The 21,896-nt window shown below is 66.4% G+C and carries 21 protein-coding genes and 1 pseudogene; 13 read left to right on the top strand and 9 right to left on the bottom strand.

Annotated features, from left to right (window positions below; all coding sequences use genetic code 11):
• Nucleotides 1-3: 3 nt before the first annotated feature.
• Together HUW10_RS07855 and HUW10_RS07850 are read left to right on the top strand one after the other, a co-directional pair.
• Nucleotides 4-855, top strand: coding sequence for a carbon-nitrogen hydrolase family protein (locus HUW10_RS07855; RefSeq protein ID WP_174502986.1), 852 nt, complete (start codon nt 4-6; stop codon nt 853-855).
• Complete coding sequence (locus HUW10_RS07850) at nt 852-1,613, top strand: NAD kinase (RefSeq protein ID WP_174502985.1); 762 nt, start codon at nt 852-854, stop codon at nt 1,611-1,613. Before HUW10_RS07855 ends, HUW10_RS07850 begins: the two co-directional genes overlap by 4 nt.
• 146 nt (nt 1,614-1,759) lie before the next feature.
• Here HUW10_RS07850 and HUW10_RS07845 read toward each other — a convergent pair whose 3' ends face one another.
• Nucleotides 1,760-2,743, bottom strand: coding sequence for a malate dehydrogenase (locus HUW10_RS07845; protein ID WP_174502984.1), 984 nt, complete (start codon nt 2,741-2,743; stop codon nt 1,760-1,762).
• A 96-nt stretch (nt 2,744-2,839) separates the two neighbouring features.
• On the opposite strand from HUW10_RS07845, the gene HUW10_RS07840 reads away from it, so the two are divergent.
• Nucleotides 2,840-3,427: a regulatory protein RecX gene (locus HUW10_RS07840; protein ID WP_174502983.1), complete on the top strand. Its 588-nt coding sequence runs from the start codon at nt 2,840-2,842 to the stop codon at nt 3,425-3,427.
• 190 nt (nt 3,428-3,617) lie between these two features.
• Entirely contained in the window at nt 3,618-3,815 is a 198-nt protein-coding gene (locus tag HUW10_RS07835; protein WP_236656288.1) for a hypothetical protein, read from the top strand.
• 35 nt (nt 3,816-3,850) lie between these two features.
• On the opposite strand, the gene HUW10_RS07830 is transcribed toward HUW10_RS07835, so the two are convergent.
• Nucleotides 3,851-4,789: a LysR family transcriptional regulator gene (locus HUW10_RS07830; protein ID WP_174502982.1), complete on the bottom strand. Its 939-nt coding sequence runs from the start codon at nt 4,787-4,789 to the stop codon at nt 3,851-3,853.
• Nucleotides 4,790-5,213: 424 nt separating this feature from the next.
• Between HUW10_RS07830 and HUW10_RS07825 the strand changes: the two genes are divergently transcribed.
• Together HUW10_RS07825 and HUW10_RS07820 are read left to right on the top strand one after the other, a co-directional pair.
• Nucleotides 5,214-6,728, top strand: a complete 1,515-nt coding sequence (locus tag HUW10_RS07825; RefSeq protein WP_236656287.1) for a class I SAM-dependent methyltransferase — start codon at nt 5,214-5,216, stop codon at nt 6,726-6,728.
• 210 nt (nt 6,729-6,938) lie between these two features.
• Nucleotides 6,939-7,693 (top strand): annotated as a pseudogene (locus HUW10_RS07820) (IS5 family transposase).
• Between the two features lie 42 nt (nt 7,694-7,735).
• Here HUW10_RS07820 and HUW10_RS07815 read toward each other — a convergent pair.
• The 6 genes from HUW10_RS07815 to ftsE all read right to left on the bottom strand — a co-directional run bounded on the left by HUW10_RS07815 (nt 7,736) and on the right by ftsE (nt 12,593).
• Nucleotides 7,736-8,845 carry a D-alanine--D-alanine ligase gene (locus tag HUW10_RS07815; RefSeq protein ID WP_174502980.1) on the bottom strand — a complete coding sequence of 370 codons (1,110 nt, stop codon included), beginning with the start codon at nt 8,843-8,845 and terminating at the stop codon, nt 7,736-7,738.
• Entirely contained in the window at nt 8,842-9,435 is a 594-nt protein-coding gene (locus tag HUW10_RS07810; RefSeq protein ID WP_174502979.1) for a DedA family protein, read from the bottom strand. The genes HUW10_RS07815 and HUW10_RS07810 overlap by 4 nt, the downstream gene beginning before the upstream one ends.
• Nucleotides 9,436-9,651: 216 nt before the next feature.
• Complete coding sequence (locus HUW10_RS07805; protein WP_174502978.1) at nt 9,652-10,350, bottom strand: 1-acyl-sn-glycerol-3-phosphate acyltransferase; 699 nt, start codon at nt 10,348-10,350, stop codon at nt 9,652-9,654.
• A complete protein-coding gene (locus HUW10_RS07800; RefSeq protein WP_174502977.1) occupies nt 10,350-11,006 on the bottom strand; it encodes a YdcF family protein in 657 nt (218 codons plus the stop codon). The genes HUW10_RS07805 and HUW10_RS07800 overlap by 1 nt, the downstream gene beginning before the upstream one ends.
• Entirely contained in the window at nt 11,003-11,929 is a 927-nt protein-coding gene (locus HUW10_RS07795) for an ABC transporter permease (protein WP_174502976.1), read from the bottom strand. Before HUW10_RS07795 ends, HUW10_RS07800 begins: the two co-directional genes overlap by 4 nt.
• A complete protein-coding gene (ftsE, locus tag HUW10_RS07790) occupies nt 11,922-12,593 on the bottom strand; it encodes a cell division ATP-binding protein FtsE (protein ID WP_174502975.1) in 672 nt (223 codons plus the stop codon). The genes HUW10_RS07795 and ftsE overlap by 8 nt, the downstream gene beginning before the upstream one ends.
• Nucleotides 12,594-12,678: 85 nt before the next feature.
• Here ftsE and HUW10_RS07785 point away from each other — a divergent pair, with 85 nt between their 5' ends.
• Nucleotides 12,679-13,176 carry a zinc-ribbon domain-containing protein gene (locus HUW10_RS07785; protein WP_236656286.1) on the top strand — a complete coding sequence of 166 codons (498 nt, stop codon included), beginning with the start codon at nt 12,679-12,681 and terminating at the stop codon, nt 13,174-13,176.
• Between the two features lie 48 nt (nt 13,177-13,224).
• The gene (locus tag HUW10_RS07780; protein WP_174502974.1) at nt 13,225-14,256 is read left to right on the top strand and encodes a dipeptidase; all 1,032 of its coding nucleotides are present in this window, start codon (nt 13,225-13,227) and stop codon (nt 14,254-14,256) included.
• Between the two features lie 39 nt (nt 14,257-14,295).
• Here HUW10_RS07780 and htpG read toward each other — a convergent pair whose 3' ends face one another.
• Nucleotides 14,296-16,116 carry a molecular chaperone HtpG gene (gene htpG, locus HUW10_RS07775; protein WP_174502973.1) on the bottom strand — a complete coding sequence of 607 codons (1,821 nt, stop codon included), beginning with the start codon at nt 16,114-16,116 and terminating at the stop codon, nt 14,296-14,298.
• Nucleotides 16,117-16,253: 137 nt separating this feature from the next.
• On the opposite strand from htpG, the gene HUW10_RS07770 reads away from it, so the two are divergent.
• The 5 genes from HUW10_RS07770 to HUW10_RS07750 all read left to right on the top strand — a co-directional run bounded on the left by HUW10_RS07770 (nt 16,254) and on the right by HUW10_RS07750 (nt 21,871).
• Complete coding sequence (locus HUW10_RS07770) at nt 16,254-18,767, top strand: helicase-related protein (RefSeq protein WP_174502972.1); 2,514 nt, start codon at nt 16,254-16,256, stop codon at nt 18,765-18,767.
• Nucleotides 18,754-19,050 (top strand): RNA-binding S4 domain-containing protein, encoded by a 297-nt coding sequence (locus HUW10_RS07765; protein WP_174502971.1) that lies wholly within the window; start codon nt 18,754-18,756, stop codon nt 19,048-19,050. The genes HUW10_RS07770 and HUW10_RS07765 overlap by 14 nt, the downstream gene beginning before the upstream one ends.
• Before the next feature lie 78 nt (nt 19,051-19,128).
• Nucleotides 19,129-19,461: a ferredoxin FdxA gene (fdxA, locus tag HUW10_RS07760; protein WP_174502970.1), complete on the top strand. Its 333-nt coding sequence runs from the start codon at nt 19,129-19,131 to the stop codon at nt 19,459-19,461.
• 121 nt (nt 19,462-19,582) lie between these two features.
• Nucleotides 19,583-20,383 (top strand): CarD family transcriptional regulator, encoded by an 801-nt coding sequence (locus HUW10_RS07755; RefSeq protein ID WP_174502969.1) that lies wholly within the window; start codon nt 19,583-19,585, stop codon nt 20,381-20,383.
• Nucleotides 20,384-20,581: 198 nt separating this feature from the next.
• Nucleotides 20,582-21,871: an Nramp family divalent metal transporter gene (locus tag HUW10_RS07750; protein ID WP_174502968.1), complete on the top strand. Its 1,290-nt coding sequence runs from the start codon at nt 20,582-20,584 to the stop codon at nt 21,869-21,871.
• The last annotated feature ends 25 nt before the right edge of the window (nt 21,872-21,896 follow it).

The following is a 21,896-nucleotide window of genomic DNA, read 5'->3' as shown; positions in this document are numbered from 1 at the left end:
CCCATGCAGGAAGATACGCTTCGACTCTCCGTCATTCAAATGTCGCCGGGCGCCGACAAGGCCGCCAACATCGCCCAGGCACAGGGGTTGATCGATGCCGCCGTCGCCGCTGACCGGCCCGGCCTCGTGTCGTTGCCGGAGGTCTGGAGCTGTCTCGGCGGCGACCGGGCGGCAAAGATGCAGGCCGCCGAGGCGTTGCCGCCTTCCGGATCGGATGCCGCCGGCGGGCCGGCCTATGAATTCCTGCGCGAGACCGCCCGGCGGCACCGCCTTCATGTGCATGGCGGGTCGATCGGGGAACAGGGGGACGACCGGCTCTACAACACCACGCTCGTCTTCGACCCCGATGGGCGGGAGATCGCGCGCTATCGCAAGATCCACCTGTTCGACATCACCACGCCGGATGGGCTCGGCTACCGCGAAAGTGCGACCTATGGCGCCGGCGATGCCGTCGTGACCTGCCGGATCGGCGGTCTGACGGTGGGGCTGTCGATCTGCTATGACATGCGCTTTCCCGAACTCTACCTCGCCTTGCGCCGCGCCGGTGCCGACCTGATCATGGTCCCCTCCGCCTTCACCCTGCAAACCGGGAAGGATCACTGGGAGGTGTTGCTGCGTGCCCGCGCGATCGAGACCCAGTGCTGGATCGCTGCGGCGGCCTGCGTCGGGCCGCATCGCGATGGACGCGGCGAGACGCGCTTCACCTACGGCAACGCGTTGATCGCCGATCCGTGGGGCGGTGTCGTCAGCCGCGTTTCCGATGGGCCGGGCTTCGCCACGGCACGCATCGACCCCACCCGGACGGCACGGGTGCGGCGCGACATGCCGGTTCTCCAGCATCGCAAGCTCGCTTGACCCGCATTCATTTCGCGGCCGCGTCAACCGACCAGGCCCTCGCTGCGCGCGAGCGGCTGGTCGCACTCTACGGCGATGCGGCCCCTGATCAAGCCGAAGTCGTCGTTGCCCTCGGCGGCGACGGGCTGATGCTGGAGACGATGCACAGCATGCTGGAACGCGAGCTTCCGGTATATGGCATGAATTGTGGCTCGGTCGGCTTCCTCATGAACGACTTCGCCGAGGCCGACCTGCCGGCGCGCATCGCCCGCGCCCAATGCAACGATATCCACCCGCTTCGCATGCATGCGATCACCTCGACAGGGGCTGTCGAAGAGGCGCTCGCGTTCAACGAGGTGAGTCTGCTGCGGCAATTGCGGCAGGCAGCGAAAATCCGGATCACGATCGATGGCAGAGTGCGTCTCGCCGAGTTGATCTGTGACGGCGTGCTGGTATCGACCCCCGCGGGATCGACAGCCTACAACCTTTCGGCGCACGGACCGATCGTGCCGCTTTCGGCCAACCTCTTGCCGCTGACGCCGATCTCGGCGTTCCGGCCGCGGCGCTGGCGCGGTGCGCTGCTGCCCTCGGATAGTGAAATCCTGTTCGAGATCCTCGAATCCGAAAAACGGCCGGTGGCGGCCGTTGCCGACTTCACCGAGGTCCGGCGGGTGATTTCGGTGGCGGCGAGCGAGGATCGATCGGTTCGTGCCCGCATCCTGTCCGACCCCGATCGGGCCCTGTCGGAACGGATCATTCGCGAGCAGTTCACCGTCTGAGCCTGCGCGGGAAGGCCCCGGCACGCGCCGGGGCCCTTGAGTGTTGTCCGATCAGATGGAATTGTATGGTCGGATAAAGATGATTTTTTATCAATATGATGGAGCACTTTCCGATCCAAAAGGACCAGAAAGTGTTCCAGCCACAATCAGCCCAGCAGGTGCGCGATCGCCTCGCGCTCTTCCTTGAGTTCGTTCAGCGTGATGTCGAGCCGCGACTGGGCGAAGGCATCGATCTCGAGATTCTGGATGCGGGTCACGACACCGTTCTGCGTGGTCACGGGCACACCGAACATGATGCCTTCGGGAACGCCATAGCTGCCGTCCGACGCGATCGCCATCGACACCCAACGGCCGTTGGAGCCGACGACCCAGTCACGCACCTGATCGATCGCGGCATTCGCGGCCGAGGCAGCGGAGGAAGCGCCGCGCGCCTCGATCACGGCAGCGCCACGCTTGCCGATGGTGGGAATGAACACATCGCGATTCCACGCCTCGTCGTTGACGATTTCGGCGAGCTTGCGGCCACCCGCCTCGGCGAACCGGTAGTCCGGATACATCGTCGGCGAATGGTTGCCCCAGACGATCAGCTTGCCGACATCCCCGACATTCACGCCCGCCTTGGCGGCGAGCATCGAGGCGGCGCGATTGTGGTCGAGCCGGATCATCGCCGAGAAGCAGTCCGGCGAGAGGTCCGGTGCGGATTTCATCGCGATATAGGCGTTGGTATTCGCCGGATTGCCGACCACGAGGACGCGAACGGAGCGCTTCGCCGCCTCGTTGAGCGCGCGGCCCTGGACGGTGAAGATCTCGGCATTGGCGCCGAGCAGGTCCTTGCGCTCCATCCCCTTGCTGCGCGGCCGCGCACCGACGAGGAAGGCAATGTCGATATCCTTGAAGGCAACCTTGGGGTCGTCGGTCGCGACCATCCCGGCGAGGAGCGGGAACGCGCAATCGTCGAGTTCCATCATCACGCCGCCGAGCGCGCCCTGCATCTGCGGCAGGTCGAGCAGGTGGAGGATGACCGGCTGGTCGGGACCGAGCAGCGCGCCGCTGGCAATGCGGAAAACAAGCGCGTAGGCAATCTGGCCGGCGGCGCCGGTGACGGCGATGCGGACGGGGGACTTGGCCATTGGTTCACTCCTTGCTGGTGCGCCGCACTATCTCCCGCAGGCGCCGACGGTCAAGCAGTCTTCCGGTCTGCCACCCCCGCATGGCAGGATGCAGATATGTCCAAAGCCACCCGCAATGCGACAAGGCCACTGCCGAAGCCACCGGATGAGGCCACGCTGCGCGAAAGCGCCCTTGCCCATCTTGCCCGTTTCGCGGCAACGCAGGCAGGACTCGCCCGCGTTCTGAACCGCAGGATCGACCGCTGGGCGCGGGCCGCCGAAGGCGCCGGGCTTGAGGCCGAAACAATCGCGGCCGCGCTCCGCAAAGCGCGGGTTGCGGTTCCGGCGGTGGTGGACGCGCTCTCCGCGGTCGGGGCCGTCGACGATGCGGCGTTTGCCGATGGAAGGGCGCGCCGCTTGACCCGCCAGGGTAAGTCACGCCGGGCGACGCTGGCCCATCTTGCTGGGAAAGGAGTGGATTCGGCTCTTGCCGAGAGCGTGGTGCCGGAGGATCCGGCGCGCGACCTCGCCGCGGCTTGCGCCTATCTGCGCCGCCGGCGCCTGCCGCCCTTCGGTCCCGGCGAACGGGTGCGCGCCCTTGCAGCCCTCGCGCGCGGCGGCTTCGCCCGCGATATCGCCGAGCGTGCGGTCGATCTCGATCCGGACGAGGCGGACGCCGCGCTGTCAGTGCTGCGCCAGACCTGAGTTCGCGGTTGCCTGCACTGGCGGGTCTGGATAGGGCGGACGCGCGAGTCCCCCCATTCATCCCGCAGCTTCATGAAAGAAATGTGAAATTCGGCATGGTTATCGGGCAGCTTCCGGGCCATATCGCAATGCAACATGGTCGGGCGGAGACATTCTCGTGCCGGCCCGCCTTCGTATCTGGAGAGTGATTGTGCAGAAATTCATTGCCGTTGCATCATTGACGGTGGCATTGCTGGCCGGTTTCGGGTCGGCACTGGGCGGCGTTCGCCTCGCGCGTGCCACGCCCATACTCCCTGGCGAGCCGTCCCTCGCCCTTAGCAGCACCTATGGGCCGGTTCAGCTGAGCCTCATCAGGTCTGACCGGGAGCGTGAGATGGTCGCCCGCTGAGGGAAACCGCCACACCGCCATCCGGCGTGGCCGCTTCAGTCGAAGATCGGCGCATGAACGCCCGCCATCCCCGCTGTTGATTGCAGGAAGGGGGTCTTCTCCAGTTCTTCCTGCAGGAAATCGAGAATGGCCCTCGTGCGCGCCGGAATATAGCGGCGGGATGGCAGGATTGCGTGGATCTTCACGTTCATCGGCACGAAAGTGTCGAGCAGGGTAACCAGCCGCCCGGCGACGACGTCGTCGATCGTAGTAAGTCGCGGCAGGAGCGCTATTCCAAGCCCCGCCCGTGCGGCGCGGCGCACGGCCTCGCTCGAATCAACGTGGAACCGGCCCTGCACGCTCACCGTTTCCTCGATTCCATCGCGCGCAAACCGCCATTCCCTCTCGGCGCCGGGCCGGGTGTAGACGATGCATTCGTGCCGCAGCAGGTCTTGCGGTGTGTCCGGCGCGCCGCGCGCGGCGACATAGGCCGGTGAGGCGACGAGAACGGAGGCGGCCGTGCCCAGAACGCGGGTGATCACGCTCGCCTGCGTTGCCTCGACCACCGAAATCACAAGATCCAGTCCCTCCTCGATCAGGTCGAACGCGCCGTCGCGCATCTTGAGGTCGAGCGAGATTTCGGGATTGCGGGCGAAGAATTCGGGCAGCCTTGCCGCGAGATAGAGGCCGACAGCCGTGGGAACGCCGAGGCGCACCTGCCCGGTCGGTGTCTTCCGCGCGCTGCCCACGCTCGCGGTCGCGGCATCGACGGCGTCGGCAACCGCTTTCGCATGCTCAAGATAGATCTGGCCGTCCTCGGTCAGCGAGAGTCGTCGGGTCGTGCGCTGGATCAGCCTGACGCCCAACTGGTCTTCGAGAGCGGCGATCTGGCGTGAGATGACGGGCTGCGAAGTGTTGAAATCACGCGCAACGGCAGAAAACGACCCGCGTTCGGCGACCCGGATAAAGGTGTTGATAAGGGAAAGCTGGTCCATAGGGGGCCTCTGCTCGGGTCCTGGCGGATTTGCCACGGAAATCGTTGAACCCCGGCCATACCGGCTGCCGGGCGACATGAATATTTACATCATGTCATGGAAGCCCCTCATTTTCAGCGTTTCAACACAGTCGTACGACTTGATGGTTTCGCGGAGACACAGGGGGCATGCATACAGCATCCCGCCCCGTGCGGCATCATACTGGACATTGTGTAATCGCAACGGCCGCCGCGCTGAAGTTTGCCCTATATCATCGTTGGGCGGGAACAGTTCTTGGCAGCGGATATGTCGTGGTGCGGCTCAGGCAAAAATATTGCTGCCTGTTTCTGGTTTGGATAGCGTTTCATGTCTGGATGAAGGATGTAGATATTATGATTGCGGTTACAAAAAGCGATTCGGGAGCATGAATCTGAGTAACGGATATGTGACCGACATCACCTATTCCAGCGGCTATTACGTCGAGCAGTCTCCGCGGCTGACGGCGCTCGTGGCGCTTCTGACGGGCCAGGATGCACGCATGCCGGGTCCGGACGAACCGTTTCATTTCCTCGATATCGGCTCCGGCCGTGGTTTCACGGCGCTGGTCATGGCCGTTGCCAACCCTGGCTGGACCGTAACCGGCATCGATTTCAATCGCGCGCATGTTGCTGACGCGCGTGAAATGGCGGCGCGGGCCGGAATTCGGAATTGCCGGTTCATCGAGGCAGACCTCGCCGATTTCGATGATACGGACCTTCCCGCTGTCGATGCGGTCAGCCTTCATGGCGTCTGGACCTGGGTCAGCGATGCTGTCCGCGCCGGCATCCTGCGTTTGCTTGAGCGTCGGCTGGTGCCCGGCGGTTTGTGCCATGTCAGCTACAATCTGCTTCCCGGCTGGGGCGGCGTGGTCGGACTGCAGCGCCTGGTGCGGGAAGCGGGACTGAGGCTTGCCGATCGGGCGGACCGCCAGGTCGAACGCGGTTTCGGGGTTGTTCGCCATCTTTTCGGCCCGCTTGGCGAGGCAACGGATGAGCGGACGCGTGCCATGCTGCAGATGCTGGCAGACAAGCCTGCGGCGTATCTGGCCCATGAGTTCATGAATGCCGACTGGCGCCCCTGCTTCCACGCTGACGTTGCGGCGGCATTCTCGGATGTCGGGCTGAGCTATGTCGGGTCCTCCCGTATCCTGGATAGTATCGCCGAGGTGACGCTACCTCCGGCAGCGCTGGAAGTCGCCCGGCAATTCGGCGATTCGGCGATGACCGAACTCATCAAGGATGTCACTCTCGGCCGGCCGTTGCGTCATGATATTTATGTTCGTGGCGGAAGACGGGTCGCGATGGTCCCACGCGACAGCATCTTGCGCGGCCTGACGCTCGGCCTTGCCCTGCCATATTCCCAACGTCGCCTCGGCATCCCCTCGCCGACGGGCGAACTATCCATGAACCCGGCATTCTACGAGCCGGTCTTTGCTCGTCTCGCGCAAGGGGGCGCGTCGGTCGAGGAACTCTTGAGCCTGGCCCGACCGAACGGCGCCTCGCCGGCATCCGACAATCCCGCCGAACTCGTCGCCCTGCTGGTGGGAACCGGACAGGCTGTGCTCCTTCCCGCGCCCGGCCGGCCGATGACTGCATCCGCGCGGGCACTGAATGGCATGATGTTTGCCACCCAGGTGGCAGGCACCGCGATGACTGAAACTGTCGCTTTCGCGGTGCCGGCACAGGGCGGGGGGTTCAACCTGCCGGCGGCTGGAGCGCTCGCGGTGTTGCGTCAACAGGAGCGGCGGGAAACGGCGGCCGAAGGGACGATCCTGCCACCGCCCGATCGTGACACCATCGAACGCTGGGCGGCGGAGGCGATGGGCGACAGGCCTGAGATGTGCGTGGCCCTGGCGACCGGGATGGAGAGTTTTCTCCGCGAAAGCCGTTCGACCCTGGAGGCCCTGGGTATTCCCTGTTGATTGCCGGCGGCTTGGCTGCCTGCGAATCGTGTCGCTCCGCTAGAGCACGTTCCGATGCTGACGGATCGGATGTCGTGCTCTATCACATTGATAATTAGAGTATCTTTATCCGATCAGATGATTCCAACTGGTCGGATGATGCTCTAGGTTCTGTACCTATTGCCATGACTACGGGGCGTCTGATTCAAGTCTGTTCGGAGGACTTGGAACATGGCGGAACTTTTCTGGCTGAACGACACGCAATGGGCTGCGATCGAACCATTGCTGCCGAAGCTTGGCGGCAAGCCTCGGGTTGATGACCGCCGGGTGCTGAGCGGCATCCTGCATCGCTTTCGCGAGGGCTTGCGATGGCGAACGCTTCCTGAGGCCTATGGGCCACGAACCACGGTGTTCAACCGGTTCAACCGCTGGAGCCAGCGTGGCCTCTGGCAGGAGATCTTCGCGGCGCTTGTCGCCTGCGCGGATCCGCCGCGCATCGCCATGGTGGACAGCACCTCGGTTCGGGCACACCGCGCGGCCGCGGGCGGTAAAGGGGGGCGCAAAGCCAGGCCATCGGCCGGTCGAGGGGTGGACGGACGACCAAGATCCACGCCGTCGCAGATGAGCAGGGGCGCATCGCCGCACTCCTCCTGACGCCAGGACAGGCCTCCGACATCAGCGGCGCGAGGGCGCTTCTGCCTACAATACCGCCACCAGAAGAGCTGATCGCCGACAAGGCCTACGACGCTGATGATCTTAGCACCTTCCTCACCCGCCAAGGCACCAGGCCGGTGATCTCGCCCATGCCCAACCGCCGCGCCATTCCGCCCTTCGACCCCGTCGCCTACAGAAAGCGCAATCTCATCGAACGCGCCTTCTGCAGGCTCAAGGACTGGCGCGCCATCGCCACACGATATGACAAAACCGCACGAAATTTCCTCGCTGGTATTTGCCTCGTCCTCGCCGTCACATCATGGATCAGTTGAGTCCAGAACCTAGCCTGAGGGAGTTCATCGCGTACAATCAGATCAATCGTTGGTCGGATAGAGCGCCATGAGGGCCTTCTGCCGTCGCCACGCCCGAAGCAGGCGCAGCGTGCCGTAACGCGGCACACCCTTCGCACGCATCGCCGCCCCGATCCTGAATGCGGCACCGTAATGAAAGAACTGCGCCCGGTAGGCTTCCCTGATCGTGGTTTGCGGGTCCCAGATATGGGTCGCCTCGGAGCCAGCGCCGTTGACCTCGATAATCGAGAAGCCCTCGCCTCTGCGCAGCGCGCTTGCTGATGTGTAGCGCAGGTCGAACCGGCCGAAATGGAAATCGGGAATGTCGCGCGCGATCGTCTCGATGCGCTCGGTGAGTTCGGGGGTGATCAGATGCCGGCCATCCTTGAAGGTCGATCCTCGGCAATGATTGCCCACGAAAACCAGCCGCACCCGTTCCCCCGCCTCGGGTATGCGCGATGCGCCGGTTCCGAGCTTGCCGAGCAGCAGATCAGCAACCGCGTTCAGCCTTGCGTCCGCGCCGATCAGGTCGCGGATGCGCGACCGGCCGTCGCCGATGACCACGGGCGCATATTTGAGCGTGATCGATGTGATCCGCCCGCGTGCCGCGCCCGGCTCGCGGATGTAGAATAGTCCCGCCTCGCCCTCATGCGGCACCAGCGCCTGGATCTGAAGGCGTGTCGCCCGGGGAAATTCGGCGAGATAGGCGGCCAGGGCGGCGTCGTTCTCAACGAGGCGAACGCCTGCGCCATTGCAGCTCATGTCCGGTTTGACCACCACGGGATAGGCGAGGCCTGCCTCCCGCATGGCGGCTTCGGCCATCGCCACGTCACCGCCATGATGCGCCGGCGTCGTGATCCCGACATAGGGAGCGATCCAGCGCCGCGCCTCGGGGCCGCACAGGTCGAGAATGTCGTTCTTCGACTCGCCGCAAATCCCGCCTGCCTCGATGCGGGGATTGGTCAGCGCGGGGAGCGTCACGCTGCGGTGACGAATCGCCTGAAACAGCCAGAACAACGCAACGGGGGCATAGAAGATGAAACCGGGCCAGAATTCGAAGAACGAGACGGGACTGGCATCCCGTCGCCCGGCCGGCCCCGCCGAAACGCTCGACGCTGGGGAGACATCGCTCATAGGGCGTCCTTTCCGATGCGGTCAGCATGCCACCGTGCCGCAACCCTGCCTACCATGATCAGGATCACCACGAAAACCGCCAGTCCAACCCAGCGCCAGGGGCCGAGATAATGCACCATTAGCGCCCCAAGCTTCAGGCTGACAAAGAACAGCAGGCTCGTCCACGCGAGCGTCGCGAGGATTGCCGCCGCGACAAAGGCCAGGAATGGTGCGCGGAGGAATCCGCAAGTCGTGTAGGTGGGCAGCCGCAGGCCGGGGATAAAGCGGCTGACCACGACCACGGGGATGATCCGCACGCTGACCCAATCCCGCCCGATATCCCGCCGGCGCTGAGGCACCAGCCGGTGCGCCCAGGGATGGCGGCCGGAGAGACGGCCAAGCCAGTAGAGCCCGATATCGCCGAGCACGATGCCGGCATAAAGCGAGCCAAGCGCGATCGGCAGCGACACGGCGCCGGCGGCAACCTGCATTGCGGCAAGCAATGTCGCGGCATCCTCAAGAATGAAGGTGCCGAGAATGATCGTCGTGATCTCGAGCGGGGGGCTGCCCGCAGCAGAGCCGAGCAGCGTACTGAAGTCCGTCAACCACATAACGAGACCACATAAGCGAAACGGCGAAATTTACCAATTCCGGCTTTTGGCTTCCACTGTGGCGGGAGCATCGAAACCCTGGCCAGTTTGCTTATCCCCATCAGTGACCATATCCGGCGCTCAATCGGAACATAAGAAGAAAATTGTTATAAAACATATATTTATGAAAATCTACTCACAGCGTTTTTCAGAGACATCCGATAATTGCGCACAGAGTTATCCACAGTGCGTCTCACCATAAAAAATGGTTTCCAGAGATTGAAGCATCGCCGTGCGGTCAAGGCCCGTCGGCAGGGGCGGGTGCACCTCGACATGTACGGTGCCAGGATACTTGCGGATCGAGTTGCGGCCCCACACACGGCCAGAATCCGTCGAGACCGGAAGGACGGGCAAGCCGGTTGCCTTGGCGATCGCGACGATGCCGGGCTGCAATCGGGCCCGCTCGCCCGGAGCCACGCGGGTGCCTTCGGGGAAAATGATGATCTGCCGACCGCTGGCGGCCGCGGCGCGAACCCGTTCGGTCAGGTCTCGTAGTGCCTTTGCCCCGCCGGATCGGTCGAGCGGGATCTGGCCGGAGGGAACCAGAAGCGGCCCCAGAATCGGGATCCGGCTGAGCTCCTGCTTCATCACGTAGGCGGGTTTGGGCAGTCGGGTGAACCAGATCATGGTGTCGAGCGCCGACTGGTGCTGGGCGGCAAGGATTACCGGGCCTTCAGGGATGTTTTCCAGCCCCTCATACACGATCGCGATTCCGCAGAGTGCCCGCAGCGCCCGCAGCGCGAGGCGCGCCCAGGCCTGGCCGAACGGCAGAACCTTTTCGGGGGCGATGCGCAGCAAAAGGTTTGCCCACAATCCGGCGGTGAGGCCGGAAACCAATATGAAGGCATGAAACAAGAGCGATCCCAGCAGAAACATCAGCCATGCGCCTCGATTCGATGTGCCGCGATGCCGTCCAGATGCAGCCGCACGGCGATATACTTGATGAACTCGGCCATCAGGATTTTCAGAATGTGCGGCTGGCTGGGATGGGTCATCGCGGGCGGACGGACGGGTTCGGGCACAAGCCTGACGTCCGGCATGGCGCGGTGAAGGTCGATCATTGCGCGCGGCATGTGATAATCGGCCGTGACGACGATGAGCGAGGCGATATGATACCGCTTCGCCCAGGCCGCGGTTTCGCGCGCATTGCCCTTTGTGCTGGCGGCTGAGTGGCCGATGTCGATGTCGGCGGCCTTGGCGTTCGCATCGATCCCGTCCCTGACCGTGAAGTCGCCCAGAAACGTTCCTTCGCCGGCGCCGGAGATCAGCAGCCGCGGCGCCGCGCCGGCCATGAGCAGTTCCAGCCCGGCCTTCACCCTTTCGGCGCCACCGGTGAGCACGACGATGCCGTCCGCGTGCGGCATCGGGTTTTGCGCGTGTTCGGTGGCGATCAGATTGAGGAACCAGCCGAAGCTGCCCATCCAGACCAGCAGCAACGCCAGCACGATGCCAAGCGCCCAGCGCAGGCGGCCGGACCGCCGGCGTGCCGGCCTGCGGTGCCGCCCGATCCCGATGTCATCGGCCGGCTTCACGTCAGTTGCCGAAGCCAGCCGCGGACGGTTACCTGTGCTGCGATCCAGCCGATCGCCGCGGCGGCAAGAGTGAAGATCGGCGGCGTCGCCACCAGCAACGGCGGCAGTCCCGCGATCAGCGAAAGCCCGCCGGACGCGGATGTCGGGGCGATCATGAGGCCGGCGGCAAGATGGCCGACCCAGGCCAGCACGGGCGGCGCGGCAAGTCCGCCGATCAGCCCGCCCAGCCCGGCGAGACGCATGGCGCGCCCTGCGAACTGGTTGGCGATGTCGGAATCCAGCGCACCGAGCCCATGGATGATCTCGATCGCTTCCCGCCGTTGGGCAAGGCCCGCCCGCACCGCGACCGCGACCACCGAGGCCGCGACCAGCGCCACGATCACAAGGACCGCCGCCGCAGAGGCGCGGATACTATCGGTCAGTTCCGCGATCCGGCCTGCCCACCGCGATCCGGAATCGACGAGCGTTCCCGGCGCGGTCTTGTCGAGGGCGGTCGCGAGCGTTGCGGTGTCGACCGATCCCGCACCTGCATGGACGACGATTACCGCTGGCAGCGCAATCGGCAGGCTGGCTCCGGTTGCAGCCGAGCCGAGCCAGGGTTTCAGCACATCCGCCAATTCCGAATCGGAAAGCCGGCGCGCGTCGGCCAACCCGGGCATGGCTTTCATCTGCTGCAGCACGGCATCGATCCGCGAGGTGTTCCCGCTGGCGGCGGGGGCCGCAGGAGAGCCGACCTCGACCGTCAGGAGGTTCTGCGCGCCGCTGAGCCAGTGGGTGGCGAGCGTGCCGGCGGCAATGCTGCCGGCAAGCGCCAACGCCGCGAGGAAGGACATCGCCGCCACCACGAAGGGCAGCAGCCGGTCCGCCATCGCGGCGCGCAGGCCGATCCGGTCGGCGCGCGAGGCGTGGCGGTGCCTAGCCATGCCATGTCATCCTTCCGTCCTGCAGTTCGATCATCGGCGCCGGGTGGCGGGCAACCAGGCCCAGATTGTGGGTCGCCACGATGACCGTGGTGCCGAGACGGTTCAGCGAGCGAATGAGATGCATCAGCCGCTCCGCCTGATCGTCATCGAGATTCCCGGTAGGTTCGTCGGCAACGAGCAGGGAGGGCTTGGCGATCACCGCGCGCGCGATCGCGACGCGCTGCTGCTCGCCGCCGGACATCTCGTCCGGCCGGTGATCGAGCCGGCCGGACAGGCCGACCCAGCGGAGCAGTTCGGTGACATCGGCGCGGACCTGCGCCTCCTTGCGCCTTGCGAGGCGTAGCGGCAGGGCGACGTTGTCGAACGCGGTGAGATGCTGGAGCAGCCGGAAATCCTGATAAACGACGCCGATCCGCCGCCGCAGCAAGGCAGTCCCCCGCCGGTCGAGCCGCGAGGTGGGGGTGCCGAACAGGTCGATCCGCCCCTCGCTCGGGTGCAGCGCGAGATACATGAGTTTGAGCAGGCTGGTCTTGCCGGCGCCCGAAGGGCCGGTCAGCCACCGGAACCCACCTTCCGGGATCTCGAAGTCGATATCGTCGAGCGCAACGGAGTCCGTGGCCGGAGATTTGCCATAGCGCAGCCGGACATGGGTGAAGCGGATCATTGCTCTTCAATGCCCCGGCTCCCGGCCACGATCAACCGGCATCGGGCCCGTATGGCGGCTGTTGCGCGGGTGGAGCGAAACTGCCATGAAACGCGTCATGCGCGCCGCATGCCCGAATTGCGAGGCTGTTTACGTTCTGCCGGACGAGATGGCGGCGCGATTGCCAGCAGCCGTGCGTTGCGCCGCATGCTTGCATGTCTGGGATCTCACGCCGGACGCCGTTGCGGCCGAGGCAGAGGCGGAAGCAGAGGCCGACACAGGATCGCCCGACACTGGATCTTCCGATACTGGAGCGCCCGACGCGGCAGCGAAAGCCCTGGCCGAGCCGGCGGCTGAGCCGGTGGTGGAACCCTCGCCGATTCCCGAACCCTCGCCGCTCCCGGTTTCCGATCCCCCCCTGGTCGTGGAGCCCAGGAAAATCTCTGCCGCATCGGTTGAACTCTGGCCGTCCGAACGGGTGCAGTGGATCGTTTCTGGCGGCGTGTTGCTGGTGTTGATCGCCCTGTTGTTTGCACTGCATGCTCCCATCGGCCGGGCCTGGCCGCCGATGCTGCGCCTCTACGGGCTGTTCGGTCTCGGTTGAGCGGTCTTGCTCTTGACCGCATGGCCTGCCTCCGGTGAGGGTTAGGACATGACACATCACGATCACGCCGATCTTCTCGTCATCGACACGCATGTCGATATCCCGTGGCCCGAGGGGGCGGATTTCATGCATAACGGGCCGCGTTGCGTCGATCTGCCAAAGGCGCTGCGCGGCGGGGTCGGGGCGGTCTGCTTCGCCGCCTATGTCCCGCAGGGGCGCCGAACCCCGGCTTGCAGCACCGCGTCGAAGACGCGGGCGCTGGCGATGCTCGACACGATTGCGGCCATGGGCCGCCAGCCCGGCACAAGCCTCGCCGTGACGGCTGATTCTATCGAGGCTGCGTATCGGGACGGCAGGTTCGCTGTGATCCCTGTGGTGGAAAATGGTGCCGCCCTCGGTGGGGACCTCACGACCCTCGATGAATTTGCGGCGCGCGGTGTGCGCTACATGACGATGACCCATAACGGCCATAACGACCTTGCCGATGCCGCGATTCCGCGCGCCGAGCTCGGCGATACCGCGGTGCTGCATGGCGGGCTTTCGGAACTTGGGCGGGCTGCTGTCGCGCGGATGAACGAGCTTGGCATTCTCGTCGATGTCAGCCACACCGCGAAATTGACGATGATGCAGGCCGCGCGGCTCTCGCGCACCCCGGTGATCGCCACCCATTCCTGCGTGCGGACGCTCTGCGACCATCCGCGCAATCTCGACGACGAGCAGCTCGACCTGCTCGCCGCAACCGGCGGGCTGATCCAGATCACCATGGTTTCGGCGTTTCTCAAGCGCGGCGCGAAACCCTCCGAGATCGGGGTGGAGGCGATCGCCGATCATGTCGACTATGTCGTACGCCGGATCGGGGTCGAGCATGTCGGTATCGGCACCGATTTCGATGGTGGCGGCGGCGTTGCCGGCTACATGAACGCGGCGGAAACCCCGGCGCTGACGGCGGAACTGGTGCGCCGCGGCTACGACCGTCCGGCGCTGGAGAAGATCTGGGGCGGCAATTTTCTCCGCCTGCTGCGCGAGGCGGAACGGGTGCGGCGGGAAGCGCCCGCCGGAGTTGTGGCGCTGGATCGGTAGGGGAGGGCGCCGGCCCAGGCAGACCGGCGCCGCTATGCCTCAGCCGGGTGTGCCGGTCATCCTGTCCGCCACCAGGCGGGCGAAGCGGGCGGGATCGACCGGGGATTCGCCATCCTGGATGCGGGCGAGGTCGAGCAGCAGGGCCGCCCAGTCGTCCATCGCCTCGCCGGCGGCGGCACGGGCGACGAGCCTCTCGATCAGCCGGTGCGCGGGGTTGAGTTCAAGAGCCGGCGGCGGCGCGAAGCTCGGTCGGCCGGCGCGGCGCAGCAGGCGTTGCAAGGCGAGGTCGGGCTGCGCCTCGCCGGCGGCGAGGGCGGCGGGGCTGTCGGTGAGCCGAGTCGAGGCGCGGACCTCGCCGACCTGCTCGCCAAGGGCGGATTTGAGCGCGTCGATCAGCGCCTTCAGCGGCTCCGGCGTCTCGGCGACGTCGAACATCTCGCGGGCCTGGCCGGCATGGACGAGCTTGTGCCCCTCATAGGTGCCGAGCCGTTCGGGCCAGAAGAAATCGATCTGGTCGGAGAGCAGCAGCACCTCGTAGCCCTTCGCCCGCAAGCCCTCGATCTGCGGCGAGGCGGCGAGGCGCGCGGGGTCCTCGCCGGTGATGTAGTAGATGTCCTTCTGCCCGTCTTTCATGCGCGCGACATAATCGTCGAGCGAGGTCAGCTCCTCGCCGTGGGTGCTGCGGAAGCGGGCGAGGGCGGCGATGTCGTTCCGGTGGTCGGCGTCGTCGTAGATGCCTTCCTTCAGCATCGGGCCGTGCTGCTCGATGAAGCCACGATAGGTCTCGGCCTCCTTCGCGCGGGTTTTCAGCTCGCCCAGCACGCGGTTGACCAGCGCCTTGCGGATGCGGGCGAGGACCGGGGTGGATTGCAGCATCTCGCGCGAGACGTTGAGCGGCAGGTCCTCGGTATCGACCACGCCCTCGACGAAGCGCAGCCAGGTGGGGAGGAGCTTCGCGTCGTCGGTGATGAACATCCGCCTCACATGCAGGCGGACATGGGATTCGCGGTCATCCTCGGTCACCGGGAAGGGCGAGCGGCCGGGGATGAAGAGCAGGGCGGAGAACTCGACCGTGCCCTCCGCACTCCAGTGGATGGTCGCCCACGGCTCGTCGAACATGTGGCCGAGATGGCGGTAGAAATCGGTGTAGTCCTTCTCCTCGATGTCGGCCTTGCGCTTGCGCCAGAGCGCGGTGCCCTCGTTTGCCTTCTGGAACTTGCCGTCGCGCTCGATCTCGACCGGCACGGAAACATGGTCGGCCCATTTGCGCAGGATCGTCTCGAGGCGGACCGGTTCGAGGAACTCGTCGGCGTCGGACTTGACGTGCAGCACGATGTCGGTGCCCGGGATTTCGCGCGTGGCGGCCTCGATGCGGTAACCGCCGGTGCCGTCGGACGACCATTTGTGCGCGGCGTCGGTGCCGGCGCGGCGGGAGGTCACCTCGACGCGGTCGGCGATCATGAAGGCGGAGTAGAAGCCGACGCCGAACTGGCCGATCAGGTTGGGCCGGTCCTCGGGCTTGGCCTCGGCGAGGGACGCGGTGAAGGCCCTGGTGCCGGAGCGGGCGATGGTGCCGAGATGGCTCGCCAGATCTTCCCCGGTCATGCCGATGCCGTCATCGGCGATGGTGATGGTGCGCGCCGGCTTGTCGATGCTGATGCGGATGGCGGCGCCCTCGGGCAGCGCCAGGCTCTCGTCCGACAGGGCGAGGAAGCGGCGCCGGTCGATCGCGTCGGCGGCGTTGGCGACGAGTTCGCGGAGGAAGATCTCGCGTTCGGAATAGAGCGAATGAACCACCAGATCGAGCAGGCGGCCCACTTCGGCGTCGAACGGACGGTCGGTCGCGGTTGCGGTGTTCATCAGAAGTCCCTCTTGGCAAAAACCCTTGCGGGTGGGTCGGATTGCGCCCTGCGAGATAGGGGAGGCGCAGCGCTTCTGCAATCGCCGGGCATGTCGTCGTGCCTTGCATTTGGCGGTGGAAGCGCCACACTCGGGGCATGTCCGGATTCGCCCCGCGTGTGAAGGCGGTGCTTGGCCCGACCAACACGGGCAAGACCCATCTCGCCATCGAACGGCTGCTGGCCCATTCCTCCGGCATCATCGGCTTTCCGCTTCGCCTGCTCGCGCGCGAGAATTACGACCGGATGGTCGCCGTGAAGGGGGCGCGGCACGTCGCGCTGATCACCGGCGAGGAAAAGATCGTGCCGGCCGAGGCGCGCTGGTTCAGTTGCACCGTCGAGGCGATGCCGCTGGACCGGAAAGTGGAATTCGTCGCAGTTGACGAGATCCAGCTCTGCGCCGATCCCGATCGCGGCCATGTCTTCACCGACCGGCTGCTGCACGCACGCGGCATGGTGGAGACCATGTTCCTCGGCGCCGAGACGATCCGCCGCCTGCTCCGCCGGCTCGTGCCCGAGGCCGAGATCGAGACGCGGCCGCGGCTGTCGCAGTTGTCGCATGCAGGCCCGGCGAAGCTGTCCCGCCTGCCGCCACGCTCGGCCATCGTCGCCTTCTCGGCGGCCGAGGTTTACGCGATCGCCGAGGCGGTGCGCACCCGGCGCGGCGGCTGCGCGGTGGTCATGGGCCGGCTCTCGCCGCGCACGCGCAACGCGCAGGTGGCGCTGTATCAGGAAAAGGAAGTCGATTTCCTGGTCGCGACCGATGCGATCGGCATGGGGCTGAACATGGATGTCGACCATGTCGCCTTTGCCGGCCTGTCGAAATTCGACGGGCATCGCCCGCGCCTGCTGACCGCGAGCGAGGTGGCGCAGATCGCCGGCCGTGCCGGGCGGGGGATGCGCGACGGCACGTTCGGCTCCACCGGCACCTGCCCGCCGCTGACCGAGGAACTGGTCGGCGCGGTCGAGGCGCATGCCTTCGAGCCGCTGGAACAGCTCGCCTGGCGGAACGCGGACCTTGATTTCGCCTCGCCGGATGCGCTGCTGGGCAGCCTGCTCGCACCGCCCGACCGAGCCGGTCTCGTGCGCGGCAACGATGCGTCGGACGTGCTGGTGCTGTCGGCGCTGACGCATGACCCGGCGATCCGCGAGGCCGCGCGCGGCCGCCGCGCCGTGCGGCTGCTCTGGGAAGCGTGCCAGATCCCGGATTTCCGCAAGCTCGCCACCGATCATCACACGCGGCTCTGCGCCCGGGTCTTCACCCATCTGCTGCGCGAGGGCGTATTGCCGCAGGACTGGGTTGCCGGGCAGATCGGCGGGCTCGGCCGCACCGACGGCGATATCGACACACTGATGCAGCGGCTGACCGAGGTCCGGATCTGGGCCTACATCGCCGCCCGCGCCGATTGGGTGCGCGACGCCGCACACTGGCAGGGCCGCGCGCGCGAGGCGGAGGACCTGCTTTCGGACGCGCTGCACGAGAAACTGATGGCCCGTTTCGTCGATCGCCGGGCGGCGCGGCTGACCCGGCGGCTGGAACAGTCCGAGACCGCCGAACTGCTGTCCGCCGTGACGCGGGCGGGCGATGTGGTGGTCGAGGGGCATCCGGTCGGGCGGATCGAGGGGTTCCGCTTCGAGCCGGACGCCTCGGTGGGCGGGGTGGACAAGCGGATCGTGCTGCGGGCGGCGCGGCGCGCCCTGGCCAGCGAGATGCCGCGCCGCGTCGCCCGGCTGGAGGCTGCGGCAGATACCGATTTTGCATTGGGGCCGGCTGGCGCGATTGCCTGGCAGGGAACGCCGATCGCCCGGCTGCGGCGCGGCGCCACGCTGCTGGCGCCGGCGGTCGAGGTGATCGACAGCGAGTTTCTCGATGGATCGCAGCGCGAGACGGTGCGCGCGCGGCTGGCCCGCTTCGTCGATGGCGTGATCGCCGAGGGGCTGGCGCCGCTCTTCGGCGCGGCGAAGGCGGCCGAGACGGATCCGGCGCTGCGCGGCGTGCTGCACCGGCTGGCCGAGCAGGCCGGCGTGCTGGCTTCGGGCGGTGCGGGAGGCGAGTTGCGGGCGAAGCTGCGCCGGATCGGCGTGCGGGATGGCGCCTTCGCTCTCTACATGCCGGCGCTGCTGAAGCCGCGGGCGGCGGCGCTGCGCGCGATCCTCTGGTCGGCATGGCACCGCCGGACGCTGCCCGATCTGCCGCCGCCCGGCCTCGTCTCGCTTCCGGCGCCGGACTGGCCGGCCGGGCTCGCTGCTTATCTCGGCTGGGTGGTGGCTGGTCCGCGCGCGATCCGGCTCGATATCGCCGAGCGCCTCTCGGGCGAGTTGCGCCATGCGGCGCGCCGCCGTCCGGCGCCGGCGCCGCAGATGCTCGCCTCGCGGCTGGGCGTGGGCCATGAGGATCTGCCCGCGGTGCTGCGCGGCCTCGGGCTGCGGCTCATCCCCGGCGAGGCGATGGAACCGGACATGTTCGGCCCGCCGCGCCCGCCGATGATCGAACTCCGGCGCCCCAGACGCGGTCCACCTCCACCGCCGCGCAAGGCAGCGCGCCCGGTGCCGCCGCCGAACCCTGATCATCCTTTTGCGGTTCTGGCCGCGCTGCGGCGTGTCGCCTCCTGAGCCTGCGGGCGGCGAGGATGCCTCGTGGCAGCGACTCGACAAGTTCCTGTTCCATGCGCGCTTCGTCAAAACCCGCGGCGTTGCGGCGCGGCTCGTCGCCGCGGGAGGGGTGAGGATCAACCGCCAGGTCACCGAAAAGCCGCATGCAAAGCTGCGCCCGGGGGATGTGCTGACCCTCTCCCTGCCGCAGGGCGTTCATGTCGTGCGTGTGGTCACGCTTGCGGCCCGGCGCGGTCCGGCCGCCGAGGCGCGCGGGCTCTACGAGATTGTTGCAGAGGACTGATGCAAGGCTGCCGCCTTGCGCTGGCCGGCTGTTGGGGGCATATCGCCCCTCGATCCATCCCATGCCCAGGAGTGCCCGATGACCTATGTGGTCACCGAAAACTGCATCAAGTGCAAGTATATGGACTGCGTCGAGGTCTGTCCGGTCGACTGTTTCTACGCGGGCGAGAACATGCTGGTGATCCACCCGGACGAATGCATCGACTGCGGTGTATGCGAGCCGGAATGCCCGGCCGAGGCGATCGTCCCGGATTCCGACTCCAAGGCATCTGCCTGGATCGAGAAGAACCGCGAACTCGCGACCGTCTGGCCGAACATCACCAGGAAAGGCACCCCGCCGGCGGATGCCGACGCGTGGAAGGACCGGCCCGGCAAGGCAGAGTTGCTATCGTCGGAACCACACAAGGATTGAGCGTTCCCCGGCCGGGCGTTCACCGGGCCTGAAATTTGTGGTATCCATGCTGAACCGGTGTTCGTCCGGCCTTTGAGTGGCGCGGTACGCGCCCTCGATCGCTTTGCTTTCGAGGTTCAGCATGAAACGACCCGCTTCTACCGATCCGGCATCCGCCGGTGCGGACGTCAGCAGCAGTGCCAAGGCAGTCCGCGTGAAGGCGGCCAGCAAACCGGCTGCGGCACCACCTGAATTGCGCCCGGAGAAGGCGCCGCCCCGCCGCGCCGCCAGAACCGCCGTCGACGCCCCTATGGCCAAGACCGAGAAGGACTCACAGCCCGATATGCCCAGCCCGAATGCCGCCCAGACTGAACCTGAAGCCACCGAAGCCGAACGCGATGCCCTGCCTCCGCCGGGTCCGCGTCCCGTGCTGCCGCAGCGCGCGATCGCCAAGGCCGAGACCTTCAAGCCCGGCGATCACGTTGTCTACCCCACCCATGGGGTCGGCAAGGTGGAGCGCATCGCCGCCGAGGAGATTGCTGGTCAGAAGCTTGAACTGATCCACATCACCTTCGACGAGAACCGCATGACGCTGCGCGTTCCGGTGAACAAGGCGCGCACGGCGGGCCTGCGCAAGCTCTCCAGCCGCAAGCAATTCGACGAGGTGCTCGCCGCCCTCAAGGGCCGTGCCCGGGTCAAGCGCACCATGTGGTCGCGCCGGGCGCAGGAATACGAGGCGAAGATCAATTCTGGCGATCCGATGGCGATTGCCGAGGTGGTGCGCGACCTGCATCGCAACGCCGGCCAGCCGGACCAGAGCTTCTCCGAACGCCAGATTTTCGAGCAGGCGCTCGACCGTCTCGCCGCGGAGTATGGTGCGCTCGAGGGGCTGGGCAAGCAGGAAGCCATCGACAAGTTGCTCGACTTCCTCAAGACCGAATGAGGCGCATCGGCGGGCTCCGACGGCAGCCCGCGCGTGATCCAGACCAATATCCTGAAAACGATGACACGATGCCGGCCGGGGGTTCGCCTCCAGCCGGCATTTTGCGTTCGGGTGCTCGCGCGATCGGGCATCTTCAAAATTTGATTGCGGCCGCATATATAGCCTAGGCTACATTTTCATGGGTGGGCTTCGATTGCAGTGAGCGACCTTGCTTCCCGGCCAGGGCTGAGCGAACGGACGGCACGCGCCGTCGCGGACCGGCTGGCCGGGCGTGCCGGGTGGCGCAACCCGCTGATCTTTGCCGGGCCCGCGGTCGTTGCCTCGATCGCCTATATGGACCCCGGCAATTTCGCGACGAATATCCAGGCCGGCGCACGCTACGGCTATGACCTGCTCTGGGTGGTGCTGCTCGCCAGCTTGATCGCGATGCTGTTCCAGGGCCTGTCCGCCCGGCTCGGGATCGTCACCGGGCGGAACCTCGCCGAACTCTGCCGCGACACTCTGCCGCCGGCGCTGACCATTCCGATGTGGATCGTCAGCGAGATCGCCGCCATGGCAACCGACCTTGCCGAGTTCCTCGGCGGTGCCATCGGCATCGCGCTGCTGGCGCATCTGCCGCTGATGGCGGGCATGGCGATTACCGGGATCGTGACCTACGGCATCCTGCTCCTCGATCGGCGCGGTTTTCGGCCGATGGAACTGGCGATCGGCGCGCTCGTGGGCGTCATCGCGCTCTGCTATCTCGCCGAGCTGTTGATCGTGCCGGTGCATTGGCGGCAGGCGGCGCTGCACACGGTGCTGCCGTCCCTGCCGGATGCCGAGGCGCTGACGATCGCGGTCGGCATCGTCGGCGCCACGGTGATGCCTCACGCGCTGTTCCTGCATTCCGGCCTGTCTGGTGCGCGGGTCGCGCCGCAGGATGCGGCGCAGCGCCGGCGGCTGGTGCGCTATTCCAATATCGAGGTGCTCGCGGCGCTCGGGGTGGCCGGGCTGGTCAACATGGCGATGGTGGCGATGGCTGCCGGCGCCTTCCACCCGGCGCATCAGGGGATCGCCGAGATCGGCGCGGCCTATCGCACGCTTTCGCCGCTGCTCGGGGCCGGCGCCGCCGTGATCTTCCTGATCTCGCTGCTGGCTTCCGGCGTGTCGTCTTCCGTGGTGGGCACGCTAGCGGGGCAGATGGTGATGCAGGGGTTTGTCGGGTTTTCGATCCCGATCTGGCTTCGCCGGGCGCTGACCATGATCCCCGGCTTCGTGGTGATCGGCCTCGGCGTGAACCCGACGCGGGCGCTGGTGCTCAGCCAGGTGGTGCTGAGCCTGGCGCTGCCGGTGCCGATGCTGGCATTGCTGTGGTTTTCCACGAGGCGCGCGCTGATGGGCGCGCTCGCGGTGCGCGGGATCACGGCCATAGCCGCGATCGGCGGCGCCATCGTGATCCTCGGGCTCAATGTTGTTCTGCTCCTGCAGATCTTCGGCGTTAGAGCATAATCCGATCAGATGGAACCATCTGATC

This window comes from Acidiphilium sp. C61, from assembly GCF_905116885.1.
Taxonomy (GTDB): Bacteria; Pseudomonadota; Alphaproteobacteria; order Acetobacterales; family Acetobacteraceae; genus Acidiphilium.
The sequence above is the reverse complement of the archived record's forward strand: the minus strand, read 5'-3'. Positions and strand labels throughout refer to the sequence as shown.

Bases quoted from the DNA above. Each gene is read 5' to 3' on its own strand.
- HUW10_RS07830 (WP_174502982.1), bottom strand. From the start codon at position 4,789: ATGGACCAGCTTTCCCTTATCAACACCTTTATCCGGGTCGCCGAACGC.
- HUW10_RS07810 (WP_174502979.1), bottom strand. From the start codon at position 9,435: ATGTGGTTGACGGACTTCAGTACGCTGCTCGGCTCTGCTGCGGGCAGC.
- HUW10_RS07770 (WP_174502972.1), top strand. From the start codon at position 16,254: ATGTCCGGATTCGCCCCGCGTGTGAAGGCGGTGCTTGGCCCGACCAAC.
- HUW10_RS07855 (WP_174502986.1), top strand. From the start codon at position 4: ATGCAGGAAGATACGCTTCGACTCTCCGTCATTCAAATGTCGCCGGGC.
- fdxA (WP_174502970.1), top strand. From the start codon at position 19,129: ATGACCTATGTGGTCACCGAAAACTGCATCAAGTGCAAGTATATGGAC.
- HUW10_RS07785 (WP_236656286.1), top strand. From the start codon at position 12,679: ATGAAACGCGTCATGCGCGCCGCATGCCCGAATTGCGAGGCTGTTTAC.
- HUW10_RS07845 (WP_174502984.1), bottom strand. From the start codon at position 2,743: ATGGCCAAGTCCCCCGTCCGCATCGCCGTCACCGGCGCCGCCGGCCAG.
- HUW10_RS07805 (WP_174502978.1), bottom strand. From the start codon at position 10,350: ATGTTTCTGCTGGGATCGCTCTTGTTTCATGCCTTCATATTGGTTTCC.
- HUW10_RS07840 (WP_174502983.1), top strand. From the start codon at position 2,840: ATGTCCAAAGCCACCCGCAATGCGACAAGGCCACTGCCGAAGCCACCG.
- ftsE (WP_174502975.1), bottom strand. From the start codon at position 12,593: ATGATCCGCTTCACCCATGTCCGGCTGCGCTATGGCAAATCTCCGGCC.
- HUW10_RS07815 (WP_174502980.1), bottom strand. From the start codon at position 8,845: ATGAGCGATGTCTCCCCAGCGTCGAGCGTTTCGGCGGGGCCGGCCGGG.
- HUW10_RS07755 (WP_174502969.1), top strand. From the start codon at position 19,583: ATGAAACGACCCGCTTCTACCGATCCGGCATCCGCCGGTGCGGACGTC.
- htpG (WP_174502973.1), bottom strand. From the start codon at position 16,116: ATGAACACCGCAACCGCGACCGACCGTCCGTTCGACGCCGAAGTGGGC.
- HUW10_RS07795 (WP_174502976.1), bottom strand. From the start codon at position 11,929: ATGGCTAGGCACCGCCACGCCTCGCGCGCCGACCGGATCGGCCTGCGC.
- HUW10_RS07780 (WP_174502974.1), top strand. From the start codon at position 13,225: ATGACACATCACGATCACGCCGATCTTCTCGTCATCGACACGCATGTC.